Source organism: Sphingomonas pollutisoli (assembly GCF_029167165.1).
Taxonomy (GTDB): domain Bacteria; phylum Pseudomonadota; class Alphaproteobacteria; order Sphingomonadales; family Sphingomonadaceae; genus Sphingomonas; species Sphingomonas pollutisoli.
The window spans coordinates 204893-224346 of the sequence record NZ_JARFNJ010000008.1; the positions used below are offsets into that span (position 1 = coordinate 204893).

Consider the following 19454-nt stretch of genomic DNA (forward strand, 5'->3'; position numbering starts at 1 on the left):
ATGCCCTCCCATGACGATGAAAGGGCACCCGGTGACGGTCTGAGCCCGTGCTGGTCGTCTTGACCAGGCGGTTCGCGATTACATCTCCAGCGAAAGGCTCTCGCGCGGAGCGAGCCAGCGCGTGCGCTTGGCGGCTTCGCTCCGGGCGAGCACGCCCGAAGCGGCCAACTGGGCTTCGCTGAAATGATTCCAGCCATCGAAATGGAGCGGCACCATCACCTCCGCATTCAATGCGGCTGCATAGTCCGCCGCCTCGCGCGCCGACATCGAAAAGAAGATCCCTGCATCCGGAGCGGGGGTGACATGGCCCATGTGCATGAGGGCCAGCCCGATCGGCGCTGCGCGCTCGACGATCTCAGCCATGCCGGCGAAGGGCACCGTGTCGCCGGAGATGTAGATGGGGCCGCGTGACGTACGGCCGTCCCAGTCGATCAGGAAGCCGGTGACTGGACCGGTCAGCTCCTGCGTACCGTCGGGCCCATGCTGGGCGGGCGCCGCGGTGACGCGCAGCGTGAAGCCGTCGCGACTGATCTCGGCGTCCTGCCAGGGCGTGAGGCCAACTGCGGCCCCGCCGAGACGGGCGGCGGCTTCCGGCGTGGTGAGTATCTGGGGCACCTCGGCAAGAAACGCTCGGCCACGCGTGTCGAGATTATCGCTATGCTGGTCGTGACTCAGTAGAACTGCGTCGATCCGACCAAGTGCGGCGGGATCGATGGCTCGGGCGTTCGTCTTTTCCAGGGATATCACGCCGTCATTATAAGTCGTTCCGGCATCATCGAATACGGGATCCGTCAGAATGCGAATCGAACCGATCTCGATAAGTGCCATTGCTGTGTCGAAATAAGTAATCTTGACGTTCATCTGTGCGGTTTCCCATTGTCACCTTTAAGCCTATACAACCACCTGCGCGGGACTTAGGCTAGGCACAGAATGTTCTGAGTCGGTTGAGAACCATGACCTACCAGCCCAAGCGCGCACCGCTCGAGCCCTGCCCGGTCGAGGAGGTGCTCTCGATTATCGGCGGAAAATGGAAAGCGCGGATCCTGCTGCTGGTGTCGCGGGGACATGAGACATTCTCAGTGCTCGCCAGGATGCTGCCCGACGCGCCCGACCAGGTTCTCTCGACCCAACTCAAGGCACTCACCGACGACGGGATGCTGACCAAATCCGCGCCGACATCGGTCAATGGCGCTGGCGCGCGCTACGCGCTGACCGCGGACGGTCAGAGCATGATGGCGCTGCTCGACAAGATCTCCGACTGGGGCATGGCCCGGCTGGAGGGAAAAGGGCATGTCTGGTCGCCGCCGGCCGATCCCAAGGCAGCCGCCTGAAAAGGAGGAGGCATCACGACGCCTCCTCCCAATTATCATTCGGTAGCATCCAGGTCGTCCACCTGCGGTGACATTATGGGTTCGCGGCGGCCGGAACCGAACGTCATGCTCCGCAGCACCCCATCGCGCCGGATCAACCCATGCATGAGCGCGGCTGAGAGATGCGCCAGGATCAACGCGAAGAACGCGATCGCGACGAGCGTATGAAGCGTCCTGAGCGGGAAATAGAGCCGCAGATCGTGGGGGAGGATCGCTGGCAGCGACAACGCCTTGGTCAGGACGATCGGAAAGCCGCCTGCCGACAACATCGCCCAGCCGATCAGGGGCATTGTCAGCATTGCCGCGTAGAGCAGCACATGGGACGCCTTGGCCACGAACTGCTGGGCTTTCGGAAGATCGGCGGGTAGCGCAGGCGCTCCGGTAGCGAGGCGTACAGCGAGACGCAGAACCACCAGAACGAACAGCGCCGCACCGATCGGACGATGCATCTGAAGCAAGGCCGAATAAGCCGGCCCGACCGTGGAGACCATTCCGACCCCAATGAAGATCATGGCGAGGATGAGCGCAGCCATGGTCCAATGGATCAGCCGGAGCAGAATCGAGAAATGAGTGCGGTTGCCATGGCTCATCGTACCGACTCCCCTGCATGGAGGTCCTTGCCGATGGCGCTCGGCCCGGGGTTCTCGCTGGCCCTGCGGCCGAACGAGGTGGAGTAGACCTTGGCGCGGACGGCGAGCAGCGGATCATCGGACGGCGCCATACCGGCCGGCAGGACCGTGGGATCGAAATTGACATCCCGGCAATTGCCGACCTCCTCGGCGTTCACCGTTGAGACGGTGAGGGTGCCGACATCGACCGTCCGATGCGCGCCGGTCCACGCGACCGTCGCTTTGTTGGTCACGTCACCTGGATTGGCGACGACGACCACGAGATGCCAGCGCGATGGCGCCTTGGCGGTCCGGGCGACCATCTCCTTGAACAGATAATCGCGCGGCAAGCTGTCGAGCTTTGCCTTGTCCAACCCTTCGACCGCCGTCTCGGGGATCATCTGCCAGCGGACGAACCGCGTCTCGCCGGCCGCATTGGAGAAGCGGAACGCGTTGATGCTGTAATAGGTCGCGTTGGCGAAGCTGTTCGGCAGCACGGCTTGCTTGATATAATCCTGGAACGCCTTCGTCTCCGGATGGCGTGCGAGATAGGCCTTCATCAGCGCCGGATCGGGCTTGCCCGTCTTGGGATCGGGCGTGCTGGCCAACTGCAGATCCACGAAAGACTGCGGATCGGCCACCGGGAAGATCGGTGTGTGGTTCATGCCTGTCCGCCATTCCTGGCCGTCCGGCGTCCGCAGGATCAGCGCCATCGAATGGAACACATTCCGGCCGTCGATGGCGAGCGGGTTGCCGCCGGCGAGCGAGAAACGCCCGAACACCGGATAGTCGCCCCTGGCGAAGATGCTCGCCTTCGTGAGTGCCGCGCCTGCGCCGTTCGCCTGGAAGTCGCCCACCAGGCAGAGGCCTTTCGAATGCGCCCGGCGATAACCTGGATGCACGCCGCCCGCATTCTGCTCCAGAGCGTCGGCGACATCGCCGCCGTTAAGCCGCTTCGGGCCAATCCATCCTGCCGCCCAGGCGAGGCCAGTCGCAAGCAGGAGCACGATTGCGGCGATCAGCGCGTAAGGGGCCAAGGGCGGGGGAGGTGGGTTGTCTCGCATCGCGAGGCTTTCGGAAAAAAGAGATCGATGCTTGATGGACATTCACCATAGGCTTTTATTCCGCCGAGGGTACGAATTCCGCGATTGCCCACATCACCAGCGGCAGATCCACCCCGCCGATCAGATGGAAATCGCACGAACCAGGCCTTTTCGCCGCGCGTAGATTTAAGGATCCTGACGATATGATCGCGTCGCACTGCGATCATCATAGGACGCTCGGCTTGAACAGGCATCGTAAATGACCATCAGTCATTTTAGATGACCAATGGTCATTTGGAGGCTGCAATGAACAGAAAGATCGCACTGGTAACTGGCGCTTCACGTGGCCTCCGCGTGGCGTTCGCGCACGAACTCGTTGAGCGATGATATGAACTGGCGCTCACCGCGCGTTCGCGGGTTCCGATGAATGGGCTCGCGAAGGAACTGCGAGAAAGATGCGGGATTAAAGTCTCGGTTCATATACAGGATCTCTCCGACCCAGCTGGTCCCGCAAAGCTCGTGCGGCTTCTGGAAGATCAGGGGCTCGTGCCGGACCTCCTAGGGTCCAAACCCAATCAGCATCTTGAGGGATGATGGTATTTCTGATTCACTGGCGCATGGATCAAGAGGAGTGAGGCATGGCGCTGTTCTGGTTGTCGGATGAAGCGTGGGCGGCGATCGAGCCGCATCTGCCGAGGAACCAGCCCGGCGCGCGGCGGGTAGACGACCGGCGGGTGATCTCCGGGATCGTGCATGTGCTGAAGGTAGGCTGCCGCTGGTGCGACTGCCCGGCCGATTACGGGCCATCCACGACGATCTACAATCGGTTCAACCGCTGGTCGCGCCGTGGCTTCTGGCTCAAGCTGCTCGACGCGCTGGTGGATGCTGGCGTGGTTGCGAAGAGTACCGCGATCGACAGCACCTACATCAAGGCGCAACGCGCGGCGTTCGGCGGAAAAGGGGGCGCCAGATCCAAGCGATCGGTCGCTCGCGCGGTGGCTGGACGACCAAGATTCACGCGCTCACCGATGTCATCGGCCGTCCCTATGCGTTGATGCTGACGGCCGGCAATGTCAGCGACGTGACGGCAGCGCCCGCGCTTCTCGAACGTGCAGGCCGAATGCGTTACCTCCTTGCTGACAAAGGCTACGATGCCGACCGGCTGCGCCGTTCTTTACGTGACGCCGGAGCCGTTCCTGTCATTCCCGGACGGCGAAACCGCAAACGCACAATCCGCTACGACAAGGACAGATATCGCGGCCGCCACCTGATCGAGAACGCCTTCTGCCGTCTCAAAGACTTCCGCCGTGTCGCCACCCGCTACGACAAACTCGCCGCCAACTTCCTGTCAGGCGTCGCCATCGCAACCGCGCTCGCCTTCTGGCTATGATTGAGTCTCAGCCCTAGCGGATGTGCTCCACCTTGAGACCCTTGACCTTCACCTTCTTCCACTCGCGGTCGGCAGTGAGGGCAGGGACGCCCAGCTGCATCGCGAGAGCCAGGCAGGAGCGATCGCCCAGGCCGCGCCCGAACTCCTTTGTCTGGGCATGCATTCCAGCGGCCGCATAGGCGGCTTCTACGTCGTGAGCTCGGATATCAAAACGAAGCTCATCGAGTAGCTCGCGGATGGTGGCCGTGTCCAAACCGCTGAGCAGCAGCTCCTTGACGACCTCCTGGAGATTGACGGCCGAGAGAGCGGCTTGTCCAACATGCGGTGCGACCTTGTCGGCACCCGGTTCGTCACGAACCAGCGCCAGCACCGCGGATGCATCCAGCACGACGGATGTCATGCCGGATTCTGCAACCGCTTGGTCGGAAACGCCTCATCCGCCTCTGCGGCAGCTTCCGCCTTTCGGTCAGTCAGAAAATCGTCGATCGTGCGAGCGTGCTTGGCATGTTCCCGGTAGAGGGCTTGCGCGCGCGATACCCCATGACCGATCGGAGACAACCGAACCTGATCGTCCTCGACCGTAAGAATGACCTTGGCGTCTCCGTGTAGGCCCATCGCCTTGCGAACCGATGCCGGCAGGATCATACGACCGTTACTGGCCACCTTTACGTCTATGGACTGCATTGCCACGGTGGCACTCCTCGTCGGTGTCATACGCAGCTTCTATGCCATCGCAGGAGACATGGCTCAATGCGTTCTTTGGCATTGAGCTAGATCTATCTCGCAGATGGTGTCTAAGTGGGCATGCTCTGTTGGCACATTCCGGCCTGAACGCCGCGAGCGTATGATCAAGGTCACTTGCAGCCATATCGAACAGGTGCCGGACACGGTCCGGAAGCTGATTTTACATGGGTCATCTTTTTTCCAGGAAGAGGGGTTACTGGAATAAACATCGGGTTGGGCGAGGGTGGTTAGATCGCTTATCGGTTAGCTGGACTAAGCGAAATTGGTGCGCATGGGATGGTAATGTCGGTTAGACGGGTTATATGTTAGCGAGACTAACCGTAGGAGCTGTTCATGGCGATCCTCGCCAACGCTGTCGATCCGAGCGCCTTCGCCAATCTGGTGTTCGCCAGCCTGGTCGAGACCGCGCGCGCCAAGCCGGCCAAGCGTCGCGGGACCACGCGATCCGACACGGTCGATGACACCTTATATATAGCACCCACCGTGGAAGGCTTCTCCGAACAGTATCGGACGGCCGTCGAGCACGCGATCGAACAGCTGACCGCGACCGGCGCCGCGGCCGACCCGGAGCGCCAGGCGCTCTATGCGATCGTCGACAAGCTGCTGCCCGAGGTCCGGGCGCGCCACCTCGAGCGCAAGATCGAGCAGCTCCTCGACGTCCTGGCCGACACTCATGATCCGATGGCGGAGTTTCATACCGCAGTCGCGGCCGACAACACCGCCATCCGCCAGCGCTTCCTGCACGAGGTCGAGACGCTCAGCTCGGCCGAGGTCGCCGCGCGCGCCGGGCATGAAGCCAAGAACCGCCACCAGACCGCCGCGCGCTGGAAGGGGCAAGCCCGCGTCTTCGCGGTCCCGTACCAGGGACAGGACCGTTTCCCGACCTTCCAGTTCGACGCCGACGGCAAGCCGCTTCCCCTCATCAAGAAAATCCTGGAGGTCCTGCCGGCGAGCCGGACACCATGGCAGACTGCTTTCTGGTTCGTGTCGTCCAACTCCTGGCTCGGTGGTCCCGCGCCGCGGGAGATGCTTGAGGATGAAGCGGGCGTCCTTGAAGCAGCGGCGCACGAGAGCGACGAGATCAGCGGGTGACAGCGCTGGCGCCGACCGGCATCGTTCCCAAACCGCCGGCAGCCTTTCCGACCCACGTCACCGATCTGGCCGTAGGCGCAGTCCTCTGGCGCATTCATGCTGAGCGCCTTGCTGGGGACGCGTTCAACCCCGGGTTCGGCTTCTCGCGGTTCGCGCCGATCGGCCCGGTGCGCAAGCGGGTGCCGACTGCCTATGCCGCGGACGGGTTCGAGGCCGCAGTTTACGAGACGATCTTCCATGACCTCGATCCGGCGCAGTCCTTCAAAACGTATTCGCTGAGCAAGCTCTCCGGCGTTCGCTGCTCGCTGCTGCGGGTCGCCAGCCCGCTCGCGCTGCGCTCCTTTCTCGCGCCGGACCTGATGAAGCTGGGCGTCGCGCGCAATCAGTTGATCGACACACCCTCGCGCGAGTTCCCGGACACGCGGCGCTGGTCCGCGGCGCTGCATCGCAAGGATGCCGTCACGCACGGGATGGTTTGGGAGTCACGCGCCTATCCTTCGTCGCTGGCGATGATGTTCTTCGGCAATCGCGTTCCGCCCGGGGCGCTCGGCGTGGTCAGCACCACCCGGATTGACGCGGACCCGACGTTGGCGGTGCGCTTCAGAGCCCTCGCTGACCGTTCGGGGGTGACTTTGGTAGTCTAAGACTAAGACCCAGCCCCGGACGTTCGCGGCTCCTCCTCGGCTTCCCAACTTCGGTTGCTTGTTCAGGTCCAGCGAGCGGCCGCTTGCGGCCGTCGGGTCAAACGATTCGAAGGGCCCGACGTCGCGATCAGTGGTGAGCCACCTGTGCCTTAGCTCCGACCCGGCGCCATCTCCACCAAGGGTGAGCTAACGGTAGCGTCCTTCATCCCAGCTTAGCTCTTCCCAAATTTGGTGAGGATCATGGACTGGAAACTCCTAAAAGTCTGTAGGGTCGGAGGAGCGGGCGGCTCAGACCAATACTCTCTCGAGATAAGAAAGCGGTTGGCCAAAACGTACCTACTTCCTAGAACCCCGGAAGCATGGGGGAAAACGCACATCTCGAATTGCTCCGCTCAGTCGGGGAGGCGCTGTATGGCGAACGCTGGCAGGCACCTATCGCGGCTGACCTTGGCGTGTCCGATCGCGCGGTCCGTTACTGGATCTCGGCCGCCAACCCATGCCCCGACGACATGGGCGTCCGGCTCCTCGCGATCGTTGTTCGGAAGCACAAAGCGATGGCTGATAGACCGTCATGTCGAGGCGCGGGGGACGTCGTTCGATCCGGCAAAGCACGAGATGCTTCACGGCGTCGAATCCGATCGTGCCGCGATCGAGCGCGCTGCGTATTCCATGATGGACGTCATCGAGCGTGAAGGTCTCCAGCAGGCGCAGGACCTGAACGAACTCGCGCTTGCCTTGTCTGCCGATCCGCGCCTCCAGAAGGCGGCGCAGCGTTGCGAAGGCCTCCGGCAGTTCCCAGCCGACCAGCGGGGCAGCCTGGTCCAGCGCGTTGGTCTTCTGCTCGATCAGCGCCAGATAATGCAGCGGGTCGAAGACAAAGTCCTCCTTCTCCCAGGAACGGAGATGCCGTGCGACTATCTCCGCACCGCAGGCAATTACCACCTCATGGACGTAGCCGCGCACCAGCACCTCGCGATGGCCATAGGCACTCGGGACCGAATAGTCGTTGCCACGATAGCGCACCAGCGACAGCGAACTGACCCGTGCGGTGCGCTTGTCGCAGGCATCGTAGGCGACGACCGGCAGAGGTTGGAAGTGGGTGCAATCGCGTTCGAGGCGCTCTCCGATCGTCTCGCCATGACCACGCAGCCTTCACGAACGGCGAAAACTAATGCTGGCCATTGCCGCACCGGAACATCGTGAGCAGCTTGAACAGGAGAAATAGGCCGGCACCTTCCATATCCGGGCCATGCCTCTAAAACAGCTATATAAGTGATCCGACCTTCACCGGACATGCGTCCGTCAAGCTATGCCTCTCAGGAAACAAGACATGATCTGTCCGGCGTCAGCGCCAATGGCACAGATTTGAGGTTGTGAATTAAGGAGGATTTGGGCTTCGTCGTAGTGACGAAGGAACGAAGATGAAGCCCAAATCCTCCTTGAAAAAATCGGTGAAGGCTCCTGCGGAGCAGGTGGTGAAGGACATCCGGCGGGCGACACGCCGGCACTTCTCTGCCGAGGATAAAATCCGGATCGTGCTTGAAGGCCTGCGCGGCGATGACAGCATTGCTGAACTGTGCCGCAAGGAAGGGATCGCCCAGAGCCTGTACTACACCTGGTCGAAGGAGTTCATGGAAGCGGGCAAGCGCCGGCTCGCCGGCGATACCGCCCGTGCCGCAACCACCGGCGAGGTCCAGGATCTGCGCCGGGAAGCCCGTGCGCTGAAGGAATGCGTGGCCGACCTGACCCTCGAGAACCGCCTGCTTAAAAAAAGCATGATCGCGGATAGGGGCGACGACGAATGAGATACCCTGCATCCGAGAAGCTGGAGATCATCCGGATCGTCGAACAGTCGCACCTCCCGGCCTGGCGCACGCTGGAGCAGTTGGGCATCCCGCGCCGGACCTTCTATCGCTGGTACGACCGCTATCTCGAAGGCGGCCCGGAGGCGTTGGAGGATCGGCCATCGGCCCCGCGCCGGGTGTGGAACCGCATCGGCGACGATATCCAGCAGCAGATCATCGACATGGCGCTGGATACAACCGATCTGTCGCCCCGCGAACTGGCGGTGCGCTTCACCGACGAGAAGCGCTACTTCGTGTCGGAGGCCACGGTTTATCGCCTGCTCAAGGCCCATGATCTGATTACCAGCCCGGCCTTCGTCGTGATCAGGGCAGCCGATGCGTTCCACACCAAGACGACGCGGCCGAACGAAATGTGGCAGACCGACTTCACCTACTTCAAGATCATTGGCTGGGGCTGGGTCTATCTGTCGACCGTGCTCGACGACTTCTCGCGCTACATCATCGCCTGGAAGCTGTGCACCAACATGCGAGCCGAGGATGTCACCGACACGCTGGACCTCGCGCTCGAGGCCTCGGGTTGCGACAGCGCAACGGTGCTGCACAAGCCTCGGCTGCTGTCGGATAATGGCCCGAGCTACATCGCGGGTGAACTGGCGGAATATATCGAGGCCCGGAAAATGAGCCATGTGCGCGGAGCTCCGATGCATCCCCAGACCCAGGGCAAGATCGAGCGCTGGCATCAGACCCTCAAGAATCGCATCCTGCTCGAAAATTACTTCCTGCCCGGTGACCTTGAGGCCCAGATCGAAGCCTTCGTCGAGCATTATAACCACCGACGTTACCACGAGAGCCTGAACAACGTGACGCCCGCCGACGCCTACTTCGGCAGGGCCGATGCCATCATCAAACAGCGCGAAAGGATCAAACGGAAGACCATCGAACATCGCCGCTTGCTCCACCGCAAGATCGCCGCTTAATATCAACCCCAGGACGAGGCCCGCACTCCGCTAATTTACGCCGCGAGTTGTGCCAAATGTTCTGACGACGGACAACCTGAAAGGTTTTTCCATCTCGGGTTCCGCTCTAGGGAGGAGACAATGGAATTCCGCCAGCTCAGGTATTTCCTTGCTGTGGCAGAAGAACTTCACTTCGGGCGCGCCGCGACGCGGCTGGACATGGCGCAACCGCCACTGTCGCGCCAGATCGCCTCGCTGGAAGAGTCTCTGGGCGTGCAGCTATTCGACCGCAGCCGTAGCCAGATCCGCCTGACGCAGGCAGGAGTCGTGTTGCAGGATCACGCGCGGCAGATCCTCGACCGGATGGATACGGCGCAGCGCGAGACGCGGCTGGTTGGCGCAGGCGGCGCGGGTCGGTTGCGGATCGCCTTCGTCGGTTCCGCGTCGCACGGGCTTCTGCCCATGCTGATCAAGTCGTTCCGGTCGGTCTATCCGGAGGTGGAACTGGCGCTGTCCGCGCTGAACAATGCCGAGCTGCACCGGGCCCTGATCACGCGGGAGATCGACATCGCCGTTGCCCGCCCCGAACTCAAGGACGAGGAGTTCCGCCAGCAGCTTCTGTGTCGCGAGAAGCTGATCCTGGCGCTGCCCGACAGCTCTCCGCTGGTCGCGGAAGACAACATCACCTTCGCCGACCTGAGCGGCCAGACCTTCGTGCTCTATCCTCGCCGCCCGCGCCCGAGCTATGCCGATGTCGTGCTCGATATTTGCGAGCGAGAGGGGGTGAAGCCCGGCGGCCTCGAGCTGACGCAGGATTTTCAAAGCGCAATCTCGCTGGTCTCGGTCGGCGTGGGGCTGTCGGTCGTGCCCGAATCCGTCAGCCGGACGACGCGACCTGGGGTCATCTATCGCCCCTATGTCGGCCACAACCCTGGAACCGCTTTGACGGTCCATTCCCGGTTGGACAACCGCGCCCCGCAGGTGCTGAACTTCATGGAGATCACCCGAAAATTCACCAGGACGGCGCAAGCCGCAGTCACTCGGGCCGAATAGCGCGGCACAGCGCCTGAACCCGCTATTCCCCGTCTGCGGATTCGCGGATGATCAGGGATCCCTGCGTCGATGGCCCAGGCGGTCAGAGATCCGCTGCGCCGCATCGACGGTGATAGTACGGAAAGCGCGCGGCTGGCGCGCATGGCGGCTGGCCGGAACCGTCATCGACAGCACCGCGACCGCGCGTCCGACGTGGTCCCGAATCTGTGCCGCGAGGCAGACGAGATCGTCATCATCGCCAATTGGGCCGCTGTCGAACCCCTCGGCCGCCAGTGCGGCCAGTTCGTCGCGCAAACGTTCCGGGGCGTCGATGGGACCACCGGGGCGGGCATGCTCGTCCAGCCAGTCGTCAAGCCGCATGGGGCTGAAGGCAGCCAGATGCAGTCTGCCGGGCGGCGCCTTGTGCAGCGGCAGATGCGGGCCGATCACCCCGGACGACACCCGCAGGGGCCGGGTGCCGTCGATGGCGTCGACCAGCAGCAGACGGTCGTGATCGTGCATCGTGAGGTGCAGCGTCTCGCCATGATCGGCGGAAAGCTGGGCCATCACCGGCCGCGCCACCTCGACCAGATCGAAACTGTCCTCCAGCGCGTGGTAGAGCGTCGCCACCAGCGGGCCGAGCCGATAGCGCCCCCGCTCGACCTTGCGCAGAAGGCCGATCCCCGCCAGCCCATCCACCAGATCGTGGGTGCCGCTAATGGAATTGCCGATGGCCCGCGACAGGGCCGTGACGCTGTGTTCCGACTGCGTGGCGGAAAAGCAGCGCAGTACTTCGCCGATCTTGCGGATTGTCTTCATCGAGTGCTCCCTCGTCCTGCCGATCCCGCTGTGTTTTCCGGCAATGCCGGAAAAATGACAGGTATTACGCGATACCTTTCGGTGCGCACGCGTCGATGTCAGTCTTCACGTCGAGGAGCGTCAGGCAATCTGCCGCAGGGGAGGAAGACATGAAAGATCAAACCACCGCCACCCAGGCACCGTATACCGGTGCCGAATTTCTGGACAGCATCCGCGATGGGCGCGAGATCTACATCCACGGCGAGCGGGTAAAGGACGTCACCAGCCATCCGGCTTTTCGCAACTCGGCCCGTATGGTCGCGCGCTGGTACGACCGGCTGAATGCGGAGAAGGATACAATCGGCCGACCGACCGACACAGGCTCGGGCGGGTGGACGCATCCCTTCTTCAAGGGAACCAAGACCGCCGAGGAACTTGTGGCTGGCCGCGATGCCATCGCCGCCACCCAGCGGGTGGCGAATGGCTGGATGGGCCGCTCGCCCGACTACAAGGCCGCCTTCCTGGGCACGCTGGGGGCCAATGCGAGCTTCTACGGCGAATATGCCGGCAATGCGAAGACCTGGTATGACCGCACGCAGGAGCGGCTGGACTACTGGAACCACGCCATCGTTAACCCGCCGATCGACCGCCACCTGCCCGTCGAGGAGACCGGCGACGTCTACATGCAGGTGGAGAAGGAAACCGATGCCGGCCTGATCGTCTCGGGTGCCAAGGTGGTTGCCACCGGCTCGGCCCTGACGCACTACAATTTCATCGCCCACTACGGAATCCCGATCAAGGAGAAGAAGTTTGCCCTGACCTTCACGGCTCCGATGGACAGCGCCGGCGTCAAGCTGATCAGCCGCGCTTCCTACGAGCTGAACGCGGCGGTCATGGGCACGCCCTTCGACTATCCGCTCTCCAGCCGGATGGATGAGAACGACGCGATCCTCGTGTTCGACAAGGTGCTGGTGCCCTGGGAGAACATCTTCATCTATGGCGACATCGAGAAGATCAACGCCTTCTTCCCCGCCTCGGGCTTCGTGCCGCGTTTCACGCTGCACGGTACCACGCGGCTGGCGGTGAAACTCGATTTCATCTCCGCCCTCTTTTCCATGGCGCTGGAGGCGACCGGCTCGGGCGCCTTCCGCGGCCCGCAGACCGCCGTGGGCGAGGTGCTGGGCTGGCGCAACCTGTTCTGGGGCCTGTCGGACGCGATGGTGAAGAGCCCGGTCCCGTGGCAGGGAACCGATGGCTACGTTCTGCCCAACATGAACTACGGCCTTGCCTATCGCATCTTCGCACCGATGGCCTACAGCCGGATCAAGGAACTGATCGAGCGCCATGTCGCCTCGGGGCTGATCTACCTGCCGTCCTCGTCGCTCGACTTCGCTTCGGATGCGGTGCGGCCCTATCTCGACCGGTTCGTGCGCGGCTCGAACGGCATGGCAGCAGTGGACCGCGTCAAGCTCCTGAAGCTCCTCTGGGATGCGATGGGCTCGGAATTCGGCGGGCGGCATGAGCTTTACGAGGCAAACTATGCCGGCAACTACGAGAACATCCGCATCGAGACCATGCTGACCGCGCAGGCGACCGGCGAGATGGCCACCCTTCAACAGATGGTGCACAACTACATGGCCGAATACGACCTGACCGGCTGGACCGCGCCCGACCTCATCAACCCCTGGGACGTGAACCGCCTGAAGGCGGGTTTCCAGGGCTGAGGCCACGGGTTCAAGTCCGTGAGGGCGGCCGATCATCCCGGCCGCCCCTTGCAAGAGGAGGAGCGGATGGGTCTGGATTTCTCCGGGGTTCCGGCCCAGGTCGTCACCGACCGGCAAGTCATGCTGCCTGCCAGCGTTGCGGCCCTCGGGGCCTTCGACGGGGTACATCGCGGGCATCAGGCGCTGATCCGGGCTGCCGTGGACTCGGCGCGGGAGCAGGGTCGGCCCGCCGTGGTCTGGACCTTCGATCCGCCACCCAAGGTGCATTTCGGTCGCGCGGCGCAGCTTTTGCCGCTGGCGGAAAAGCTCGCGCGGATCGCGGCGCTCGGCCCCGACTTTATCGTCGTCGCCCAGTTCAATGACTGCTACGCCCGCCGTAGCGCCGACGATTTCCTGGCCGATCTGGGTCGGATCGGGCCTGTGCAGATCCATGTCGGCGCCGATTTCCGCTTTGGCGCGCGGCAGGCAGGCGATGTGGCGCTTCTGGCGCGGCATTTCAGCGTCGTCGAGGCCCCGGTCACCTGCTGCACGGCAGGAGAAACGATCTCGTCCAGCCGGATCCGTGGGCTCCAGGCCTCCGGGCGCGCTGCCGAAGCCGTGCCCCTGCTGGCCGCCCCGCTGCCCTTGCATGCTATCGGGGCCGCCCTTTTAACCAACGACATCCGCCATAGGGAGGACGACAATGCTTAGATTTGACGCACGTGATCTGCGCAACGCCTGCGGCAGCTTTGCCACCGGCGTCACGGTGATCACCACCCGCACGGATGACGGCGACCATGGCATGACCGCCAATGCCTTCATGTCGGTCTCGCTCGACCCGCCGCTGATCTCCATCTCGCTCGACCACAAGAGCAAGATGCGGGAGCGGATCCGCGCCTCGGGCCGCTACGCGGTCAGCATCCTTGGTGACGACATGGAGCATGTCGCCTGGCATTTCGCGGGGCGTCACAACGAGGCCCTGTCCACCATCCTCGAAGACCGCCACGATCTTCCAGTGGTGCCGGGCGCGGCGGCGGTGTTTCTTACCGAGGTGGAACAGGAGGTCGATGCCGGCGACCATACGCTCTTTATCGGACGCGTCACCCATCTCGAACGCCGGGCCGAAACCGGCCCGCTGCTCTTCTGCGGCGGCAAATTTGCGCGGCTGGCCGCGGCGATATAGACACGATGTCACAAAGGCAAGCGTTCGGAGGTCGATGGGGGTCGTGCATGGGAGGCGCCGCCTTAACCTGGGACCGGACGCACTTCTCTCCGCAGACCGTTTTTCACGCACTGATTGACGGGGCGATGTGTTGCCACGTTGCAATAGCCTGGGAGCGAAGTTTTCGGTGATCGGCAGCGGCCAGATGTCCGCGGTGAAGAAGGACGAGATTGGCGATCTGGCCATGAACTGAGACGAAACGCTGGCATTGCCGGGCCGACTTAAACCGCATCATACGCCACTCCCGTCGTCGCACGGGGAGATGTGAATTCTTTGCCCGGTTGGTGATGCCTTTGTGAGATCCATGCTCGACGCCCTGCATCAGTTCCGCCCTGGCTGATGCGTAGGATCGCAATTTGTCGGTGACCATGACCCGTGGAGATATGCCCTGACCTTTGAGGAACTTGCGCATCAGCCGCAGGGCTGCGCGTGTGCTTCTCCGGCTCTGAAACAGAGCATCGAACGCGCGGCCGTTAGCGTCAACGACGTGCCAGCCTGACATGGTCTGGGTGGCCGACTTCACGTACATCCGCATTACGGTTGGCTTCTGCTATCTCGCGGTCATTCTCGACGCTTGCAGCCGGAAGGTCATCGGCTACGGCCTGTCAAAACGCCTGGATACGCCCCTGGCATTGGCAGCGTTGCGTTCGGCGATCGAAAACAGGAAGGCTCCACCCGGCTGCATTCACCACACGGACCGCCGATGCCAAGGCAGATTCAACCGGTTGCCGCAACACCCCAACATGGAGGTGTTTATTGTGACGGGCCGCCGGAAATCGGAGCAGTCAACGCGGCAGAAACTATCCTCGCCAGGGCGACCACCGGTGTGGCAGCGTGAGAACCTATGCCGGTTCTGGCGAGAAATAGCGGCAGGCTTGTCAGCGAGGATGCCGCTTTGGAAGCCAGCGTCTCTGCCCCTGTTGGGAACCGGTGATTTCGGAGGTCAGGTGGCATGCCTCCCACACATTTGTCGCCCTCAGCGGCACTACTCAAAAGCAGAAGCCTGACTTTCCGAGAGCGAGAGGACATAGCTTTGGAAGCGCTCGCGGCGCTGGCAAGCGCACCGGCTTTGCCATCCCTGAGAGCGCCGGTGCAAAAATCCACCACTGAAGCGGCCGGATAGTCTGGCCGTTGGCCGGAGCAAAACTCCGCCAGTGGTAGCCTTCGCGCCTTTGGCCGAGGGCGGGGATGAAGAGTGTGGAGCTTTATGCGCGGGTGCGGCGTGCCGTTTTCATCGACGGATTGAGCCGGCGGGAGGCCGCACGGCTTTTCGGCATCGACCGTCGGTCGGTCAACAAGATGCTGCAGTTTTCCGTGCCGCCGGGGTATCGGCGCAGCAAGCCTGTCGTGCGGCCGAAGCTCGATCCGTTCATCGCCATCATCGACCGGATCCTGGAGGAAGACAGCGAGCGGCCGAAGAAGCAGCGTCATACGTCGAAGCGGATCTTCGAGCGGCTGCGCGACGAGCACGGCTTTGCCGGCGGCATCACGATCGTGAAGGATTATGTGCATGCCGCCAGGGAGCGCCAGCGCGAGATGTTCGTGCCGCTTTCCCATCCGCCGGGACATGCTCAGGTCGATTTCGGCGAAGCGCTGGCCATGATTGCGGATTCCGATGATCGCGCGCAGCCATTCCGATTTGATGGCGCGCAGCGTTCCGATTTGATCGCGATCAGTTGCGGTCACTCGGTCGACATGGGTTGGGTGTCATTTTCGTGAGGCAGGGTCAATCGCCGATGGACGCTTTGGTGCGCCGCAGGCTGTCGCCTTCGAGTTCGACGCGGTGAGCGTTGTGAAGAAGGCGGTCGAGGATAGCGTCGGCATAGGTGGAATCGCCGATGGCGTGATGCCACGACGCGGTCGGAAGCTGGCTGGTGACGATGGTCGACTTGCGGCCGTACCGATCTTCCAGGATCTCGAGCAGGTCGTGCCTGGCCTGTGCATCCAGGGGCTGAAGACCCCAATCGTCCAGGATGAGCAGTTCGACGCTGGCGAGGCTCTTGAGCCTGCTGGCAATGCGCCCGTCGCCGCGTGCCAGGGCAAGCTCGTCTAGCAGACGCGTGAAGCGCACGTAGAGGACCGAGCGGTTGTCGCGGCAGGCCTTGTGGCCGATGGCGCAGGCGAGCCAGCTTTTGCCGATACCGGTCGGGCCGCAGATCGCCAGATTGTCGTGCGCGTCGATCCACTCGCCGCTCAACAGCGTTTCGAACAACCGGCGCTCGAGACCGCGGGGGCTTCGGTAATCGCGCAGCACGCCGTTCTCGACCGCGAGCTTGTTGAGCGATCGCCAGTCCGATCCGGCCTCGACAAACGCGAGCCTCACCCAGGTCTGCCACTGGAGCGACGGCACCCGGTGCATCGGCCCTGCAAGCGGATCTCCGGGCAGCGGCATCTGGCCGATGACCTCGCCCACGCCCCGCAGCGGGTATTTACGCGGCTGGTAGATGAAGGGAGGCACGCGTTCGGCGTGGCGCGCGATGAGGATGAAGCGCTTGCGGCTCTGCGCAAGGTGGCCGAGCTCGCCGCAATCATGGCGATCCTCGTTGACCGAGTAGCCATAGGCACGCAGCAGCGCGATGATCTGGTCGAGAAGCCAGCGGCCTCGGGTCTGGATCCGGGGGACGTTCTCGATGAGAATGATCCGGATCGGATCGTCCTTGTAGGCCTCGAGGGTGAGCCAGATGCCGCGAAGCGTTAGTGCGTTCAGCGCCTGGTACTTGTCCGTCAGGCTCTTGGCCTGTGACAGGAGACCGCTGAAGCCCTTGCAGGGCGGGCTGAGCAGCATGCAGGTGAGCGCGCCTAGGGCGGCGCGGATGTCTGCGGGGACGGCCTCGCGCCAGTCCCAGTCGGGTTCGCGTCCGTGGAAGGCGCGATACTGGTCGCGGCTGAAGAGGTCCATGACCGTGCCGGGCACGCCGGTGAGCCGCTCGAAGTTGCGGATGGCGCCGGGATCGACGTCGATTCCTCCGGCGCACTCCCAGCGCGCGACCATGTTGCCCACGCGCGGGCGGGCCTGGTTGAAGCCCTTCGCGCCGGCACCGATGCCCGCAAAGAGGTGCCCGTGGCGGTAAATTCGGGTGATGGTAGACTGAAGCATGGGGCCTCCGGATGGTTGTCTGGGCGCAGGTCGCCCGCGCCGCTCACCTCCTCGATCCCCCTTCCCTCTCAGGCCGCTTCGCGGCGCTCGTTGAAGAGATCGGCCGCCCATGCCTCGACCCATCCGGCGGTGATTTCGTCGTGGTCGAGGTCGCCGCTCTCGATCAGGTCGCGGATCTGCTGGCGGGCGAGCGTGATCGCATCTTCCCATGGATCGACCGGGCCCGGCGATGGCGGAACCGCCTCATCGGCCTCGGGCAGGAGCCGCGAGGGAGATGCCGTGCGGGCGCATTGCTGGCGATACGAGCGTTCCAGATGGTCGGCGACGAGGAAGTCTGTCTTTCGGACGCCACGCCGATGGGCGTCGTGGCGTGCTGCGATCCCGTAAGCTTGGGAATCGATGGAGGCGACCCAGTGCGCGAAGGGGGCGAGGTACGGGAGGGCGTCGCCCTTCACGCCGAAGGCGTGCATTCTGGCGCCGATGGGGAAGTCGCGGCTGAGCCGCTCGACAACCGCGATCAGGCCCTCCGGTCCTTGGATCGGACGGCGGCACATGCTGCCGATGCCGACCACGGTGCCGGGGAGGACCAGACCGTCGAGCTTGTCGAGGCACCGCAGGTAGTCATCCGGGGTGCGGCCCTGCAGGACCGGCATGAATCGCTCTCGGATGCCAAGGTCGAGGGCTCGGGCGTGGCATTCCCGGTTGGTGGCGATCGTCCTGGAGATCCGGTCCCGGACCTCCTCTCGATCATGGGCGACCTGGACTTCGCAGCAGTAGTCGGCGCTGGCCACGCGCCTGAAGGGGTAAGAGGCGGCCAGCGCCATGTAGTCGTCGATCGACCAGGGCATGCCGTTGTACGCGACCGTCATGGTGTAACCGGCCGAATCGAGATCGATGCTGGCCAAGTCGGCCGCGCTCGCGAGCGTGCCTGTCCGCCAGCCCGTCCAGTCGCGCCAGCCATCGGCCTTGCGCCACCTGGACAGGCAGTTGGCCGATATCAGGACCGGGGCTTGCAATGCGATGGCTCGGGCGAGGAGCGCCCCTCTCGCGAGATGCGGCAGTCCGACGATGATCTCGATGCCCGACGGCGCGATGGTCGCGCAGCGGTTGGCGACCGTGCCCATCACAAGTCTTCCCGCAACATCATGGTGAGCACCCGGCGGGTAATGCTGGCGTCGGCCGGGTCTTCCGAGCCCCATTCGAGAGACTGGTCGTAATAGTCGATCGTGAAATAGACGCGCGTGTCGTCGATCGTGAACTCGCCGCGCTCGCGCAGCACGTCGCCCTCAGCGAACTTGTGCCGGCGCAGCTCCTGCAGGAGGCGGGCTTGCGCGACAGCCTGGGAGGCGAGGCTGTCGGTCGAGAGCGACGCGAGGCAGGCTCGCGTCACGGTGACGCGTGCGGTTCGGTCGAGGCCCTGCCGGCATCGGTCGTTCAGGCGGCCGATGGTTTCGCTGCGGGTTTCCGTGCGGGTGTCGATCATGGCGATGTCCTTTCGCCTTGGATGTTGATGGTCAGGCGGCCAGCGCGTCCGGCGCGCTGCGGCCTCGATCGGGGAAGGCAGCGTGGAAGCGATCCAGCCAGCTGGCGAGCGTCGGCCGCTCGCCGATCGGGATGGCGCCGGCGACGTCCTGGAACCGGATCAGTTCGGTCGGCGCGTCGCGCATGATGCGGTCGATCTCATCGGCCGGCAGCAGGCGCTCCTGTCGGATGAACTGTGTCATCGACCCAGGGCGCGCGCGCGTACCGCGCCGCCAGAGGCCCTCAACGGTGTGAAGGCGCGGTGCTGCCCGCGCTTCGACCAGAACGATCAGGCGAAGGCACCACGCCGGGAGTTCGCGGATCTCTTGCGGACTGTTCGCGATACAGATCCATTATGCCGTCATTGAGACGCTTCATTAAGGCTTTGACGGTCTCCTGATCCTGCCCCATCTTTGGCCAGAAAGAGAC

Annotated in this window: 17 protein-coding genes and 7 pseudogenes; 11 read left to right on the forward strand and 13 right to left on the reverse strand. The window is 63.5% G+C overall.

The genetic code is table 11. The features are described 5' to 3' along the window. Positions 1-78: 78 nt before the first annotated feature. Entirely contained in the window at positions 79-861 is a 783-nt protein-coding gene (locus PX554_RS18520; protein ID WP_275503958.1) for an MBL fold metallo-hydrolase, read from the reverse strand. Between the two features lie 92 nt (positions 862-953). On the opposite strand from PX554_RS18520, the gene PX554_RS18525 reads away from it, so the two are divergent. After that, positions 954-1331: a winged helix-turn-helix transcriptional regulator gene (locus tag PX554_RS18525; protein WP_275503959.1), complete on the forward strand. Its 378-nt coding sequence runs from the start codon at positions 954-956 to the stop codon at positions 1329-1331. A 35-nt stretch (positions 1332-1366) separates the two neighbouring features. Here PX554_RS18525 and PX554_RS18530 read toward each other — a convergent pair whose 3' ends face one another. Continuing rightward, a complete protein-coding gene (locus tag PX554_RS18530; protein ID WP_275503961.1) occupies positions 1367-1960 on the reverse strand; it encodes a cytochrome b in 594 nt (197 codons plus the stop codon). Continuing rightward, positions 1957-3042 carry a catalase family peroxidase gene (locus PX554_RS18535; protein ID WP_275503962.1) on the reverse strand — a complete coding sequence of 362 codons (1086 nt, stop codon included), beginning with the start codon at positions 3040-3042 and terminating at the stop codon, positions 1957-1959. The genes PX554_RS18530 and PX554_RS18535 overlap by 4 nt, the downstream gene beginning before the upstream one ends. Before the next feature lie 617 nt (positions 3043-3659). Between PX554_RS18535 and PX554_RS18540 the strand changes: the two are divergent. Beyond that, positions 3660-4411 (forward strand): annotated as a pseudogene (locus tag PX554_RS18540) (IS5 family transposase). Between the two features lie 13 nt (positions 4412-4424). Here the strand turns inward: PX554_RS18540 and PX554_RS18545 are convergent. Both PX554_RS18545 and PX554_RS18550 read right to left on the reverse strand, forming a co-directional pair. Then, positions 4425-4811, reverse strand: a complete 387-nt coding sequence (locus PX554_RS18545) for a type II toxin-antitoxin system VapC family toxin (protein WP_275503963.1) — start codon at positions 4809-4811, stop codon at positions 4425-4427. Further along, complete coding sequence (locus tag PX554_RS18550) at positions 4808-5095, reverse strand: AbrB/MazE/SpoVT family DNA-binding domain-containing protein (protein ID WP_275503973.1); 288 nt, start codon at positions 5093-5095, stop codon at positions 4808-4810. Before PX554_RS18550 ends, PX554_RS18545 begins: the two co-directional genes overlap by 4 nt. 393 nt (positions 5096-5488) lie before the next feature. Here PX554_RS18550 and PX554_RS18555 point away from each other — a divergent pair, with 393 nt between their 5' ends. Further along, on the forward strand, positions 5489-6247 hold the full coding sequence (locus tag PX554_RS18555) for a hypothetical protein (RefSeq protein WP_275503964.1): 759 nt from the start codon (positions 5489-5491) through the stop codon (positions 6245-6247). Next, positions 6244-6891 (forward strand): RES family NAD+ phosphorylase, encoded by a 648-nt coding sequence (locus tag PX554_RS18560; protein WP_275503965.1) that lies wholly within the window; start codon positions 6244-6246, stop codon positions 6889-6891. The genes PX554_RS18555 and PX554_RS18560 overlap by 4 nt, the downstream gene beginning before the upstream one ends. A 561-nt stretch (positions 6892-7452) precedes the next feature. On the opposite strand, the pseudogene PX554_RS18565 reads toward PX554_RS18560, so the two are convergent. Next, positions 7453-8040: pseudogene (locus PX554_RS18565) on the reverse strand (Mu transposase domain-containing protein); the annotation flags it as partial. 272 nt (positions 8041-8312) lie between these two features. Here PX554_RS18565 and PX554_RS18570 point away from each other — a divergent pair. Together PX554_RS18570 and PX554_RS18575 are read left to right on the forward strand one after the other, a co-directional pair. Continuing rightward, positions 8313-9673 (forward strand): annotated as a pseudogene (locus PX554_RS18570) (IS3 family transposase). 120 nt (positions 9674-9793) lie between these two features. Then, positions 9794-10705 (forward strand): LysR family transcriptional regulator, encoded by a 912-nt coding sequence (locus tag PX554_RS18575; RefSeq protein WP_037523462.1) that lies wholly within the window; start codon positions 9794-9796, stop codon positions 10703-10705. Between the two features lie 51 nt (positions 10706-10756). Here the strand turns inward: PX554_RS18575 and PX554_RS18580 are convergent, their stop codons facing one another. Beyond that, positions 10757-11503, reverse strand: coding sequence for an IclR family transcriptional regulator (locus PX554_RS18580; RefSeq protein WP_037523465.1), 747 nt, complete (start codon positions 11501-11503; stop codon positions 10757-10759). Positions 11504-11652: 149 nt separating this feature from the next. On the opposite strand from PX554_RS18580, the gene PX554_RS18585 reads away from it, so the two are divergent. The 3 genes from PX554_RS18585 to PX554_RS18595 all read left to right on the forward strand — a co-directional run bounded on the left by PX554_RS18585 (position 11653) and on the right by PX554_RS18595 (position 14368). After that, complete coding sequence (locus PX554_RS18585; RefSeq protein WP_275503966.1) at positions 11653-13206, forward strand: 4-hydroxyphenylacetate 3-hydroxylase N-terminal domain-containing protein; 1554 nt, start codon at positions 11653-11655, stop codon at positions 13204-13206. A 66-nt stretch (positions 13207-13272) separates the two neighbouring features. After that, positions 13273-13896 carry an FAD synthetase family protein gene (locus PX554_RS18590; protein WP_030540716.1) on the forward strand — a complete coding sequence of 208 codons (624 nt, stop codon included), beginning with the start codon at positions 13273-13275 and terminating at the stop codon, positions 13894-13896. Beyond that, complete coding sequence (locus PX554_RS18595) at positions 13889-14368, forward strand: flavin reductase family protein (protein WP_037523468.1); 480 nt, start codon at positions 13889-13891, stop codon at positions 14366-14368. The genes PX554_RS18590 and PX554_RS18595 overlap by 8 nt, the downstream gene beginning before the upstream one ends. A 103-nt stretch (positions 14369-14471) precedes the next feature. Here PX554_RS18595 and PX554_RS18600 read toward each other — a convergent pair whose 3' ends face one another. Beyond that, positions 14472-14942, reverse strand: coding sequence for a DDE-type integrase/transposase/recombinase (locus PX554_RS18600; protein WP_275503967.1), 471 nt, complete (start codon positions 14940-14942; stop codon positions 14472-14474). Between PX554_RS18600 and PX554_RS26690 the strand changes: the two genes are divergently transcribed. After that, positions 14908-15414 (forward strand): DDE-type integrase/transposase/recombinase, encoded by a 507-nt coding sequence (locus PX554_RS26690; protein ID WP_156393945.1) that lies wholly within the window; start codon positions 14908-14910, stop codon positions 15412-15414. The two genes, PX554_RS18600 and PX554_RS26690, sit on opposite strands and share 35 nt — an antisense overlap. A 181-nt stretch (positions 15415-15595) precedes the next feature. Then, a pseudogene (locus PX554_RS18610) lies at positions 15596-16015 on the forward strand (IS21 family transposase); the annotation flags it as partial. A 118-nt stretch (positions 16016-16133) separates the two neighbouring features. On the opposite strand, the pseudogene istB reads toward PX554_RS18610, so the two are convergent. The 5 genes and pseudogenes from istB to PX554_RS18635 form a co-directional block, all read right to left on the reverse strand. Continuing rightward, a pseudogene (istB, locus tag PX554_RS18615) lies at positions 16134-16652 on the reverse strand (IS21-like element helper ATPase IstB); the annotation flags it as partial. Between the two features lie 225 nt (positions 16653-16877). Continuing rightward, positions 16878-17627 (reverse strand): annotated as a pseudogene (locus tag PX554_RS18620) (DNA cytosine methyltransferase); the annotation flags it as partial. Then, positions 17573-18628: a deazapurine DNA modification protein DpdA family protein gene (locus PX554_RS18625; RefSeq protein ID WP_275503968.1), complete on the reverse strand. Its 1056-nt coding sequence runs from the start codon at positions 18626-18628 to the stop codon at positions 17573-17575. The gene PX554_RS18625 and the pseudogene PX554_RS18620, both read right to left, overlap by 55 nt. Next, positions 18628-18987, reverse strand: coding sequence for a DUF3768 domain-containing protein (locus tag PX554_RS18630; protein ID WP_275503969.1), 360 nt, complete (start codon positions 18985-18987; stop codon positions 18628-18630). The genes PX554_RS18625 and PX554_RS18630 overlap by 1 nt, the downstream gene beginning before the upstream one ends. 31 nt (positions 18988-19018) lie before the next feature. After that, positions 19019-19378, reverse strand: a pseudogene (locus PX554_RS18635) (hypothetical protein); the annotation flags it as partial. Between the last annotated feature and the right edge of the window lie 76 nt (positions 19379-19454).

Excerpts from the sequence above, each read along its gene's own strand:
- PX554_RS18520 (WP_275503958.1), bottom strand. The coding sequence starts at position 861 with ATGAACGTCAAGATTACTTATTTCGACACAGCAATGGCACTTATCGAG.
- PX554_RS18525 (WP_275503959.1), top strand. The coding sequence starts at position 954 with ATGACCTACCAGCCCAAGCGCGCACCGCTCGAGCCCTGCCCGGTCGAG.
- PX554_RS18530 (WP_275503961.1), bottom strand. The coding sequence starts at position 1,960 with ATGAGCCATGGCAACCGCACTCATTTCTCGATTCTGCTCCGGCTGATC.
- PX554_RS18535 (WP_275503962.1), bottom strand. The coding sequence starts at position 3,042 with ATGCGAGACAACCCACCTCCCCCGCCCTTGGCCCCTTACGCGCTGATC.
- PX554_RS18545 (WP_275503963.1), bottom strand. The coding sequence starts at position 4,811 with ATGACATCCGTCGTGCTGGATGCATCCGCGGTGCTGGCGCTGGTTCGT.
- PX554_RS18550 (WP_275503973.1), bottom strand. The coding sequence starts at position 5,095 with ATGCAGTCCATAGACGTAAAGGTGGCCAGTAACGGTCGTATGATCCTG.
- PX554_RS18555 (WP_275503964.1), top strand. The coding sequence starts at position 5,489 with ATGGCGATCCTCGCCAACGCTGTCGATCCGAGCGCCTTCGCCAATCTG.
- PX554_RS18575 (WP_037523462.1), top strand. The coding sequence starts at position 9,794 with ATGGAATTCCGCCAGCTCAGGTATTTCCTTGCTGTGGCAGAAGAACTT.
- PX554_RS18580 (WP_037523465.1), bottom strand. The coding sequence starts at position 11,503 with ATGAAGACAATCCGCAAGATCGGCGAAGTACTGCGCTGCTTTTCCGCC.
- PX554_RS18585 (WP_275503966.1), top strand. The coding sequence starts at position 11,653 with ATGAAAGATCAAACCACCGCCACCCAGGCACCGTATACCGGTGCCGAA.
- PX554_RS18590 (WP_030540716.1), top strand. The coding sequence starts at position 13,273 with ATGGGTCTGGATTTCTCCGGGGTTCCGGCCCAGGTCGTCACCGACCGG.
- PX554_RS18595 (WP_037523468.1), top strand. The coding sequence starts at position 13,889 with ATGCTTAGATTTGACGCACGTGATCTGCGCAACGCCTGCGGCAGCTTT.
- PX554_RS26690 (WP_156393945.1), top strand. The coding sequence starts at position 14,908 with ATGGTCTGGGTGGCCGACTTCACGTACATCCGCATTACGGTTGGCTTC.
- PX554_RS18600 (WP_275503967.1), bottom strand. The coding sequence starts at position 14,942 with ATGCGGATGTACGTGAAGTCGGCCACCCAGACCATGTCAGGCTGGCAC.
- PX554_RS18625 (WP_275503968.1), bottom strand. The coding sequence starts at position 18,628 with ATGGGCACGGTCGCCAACCGCTGCGCGACCATCGCGCCGTCGGGCATC.
- PX554_RS18630 (WP_275503969.1), bottom strand. The coding sequence starts at position 18,987 with ATGATCGACACCCGCACGGAAACCCGCAGCGAAACCATCGGCCGCCTG.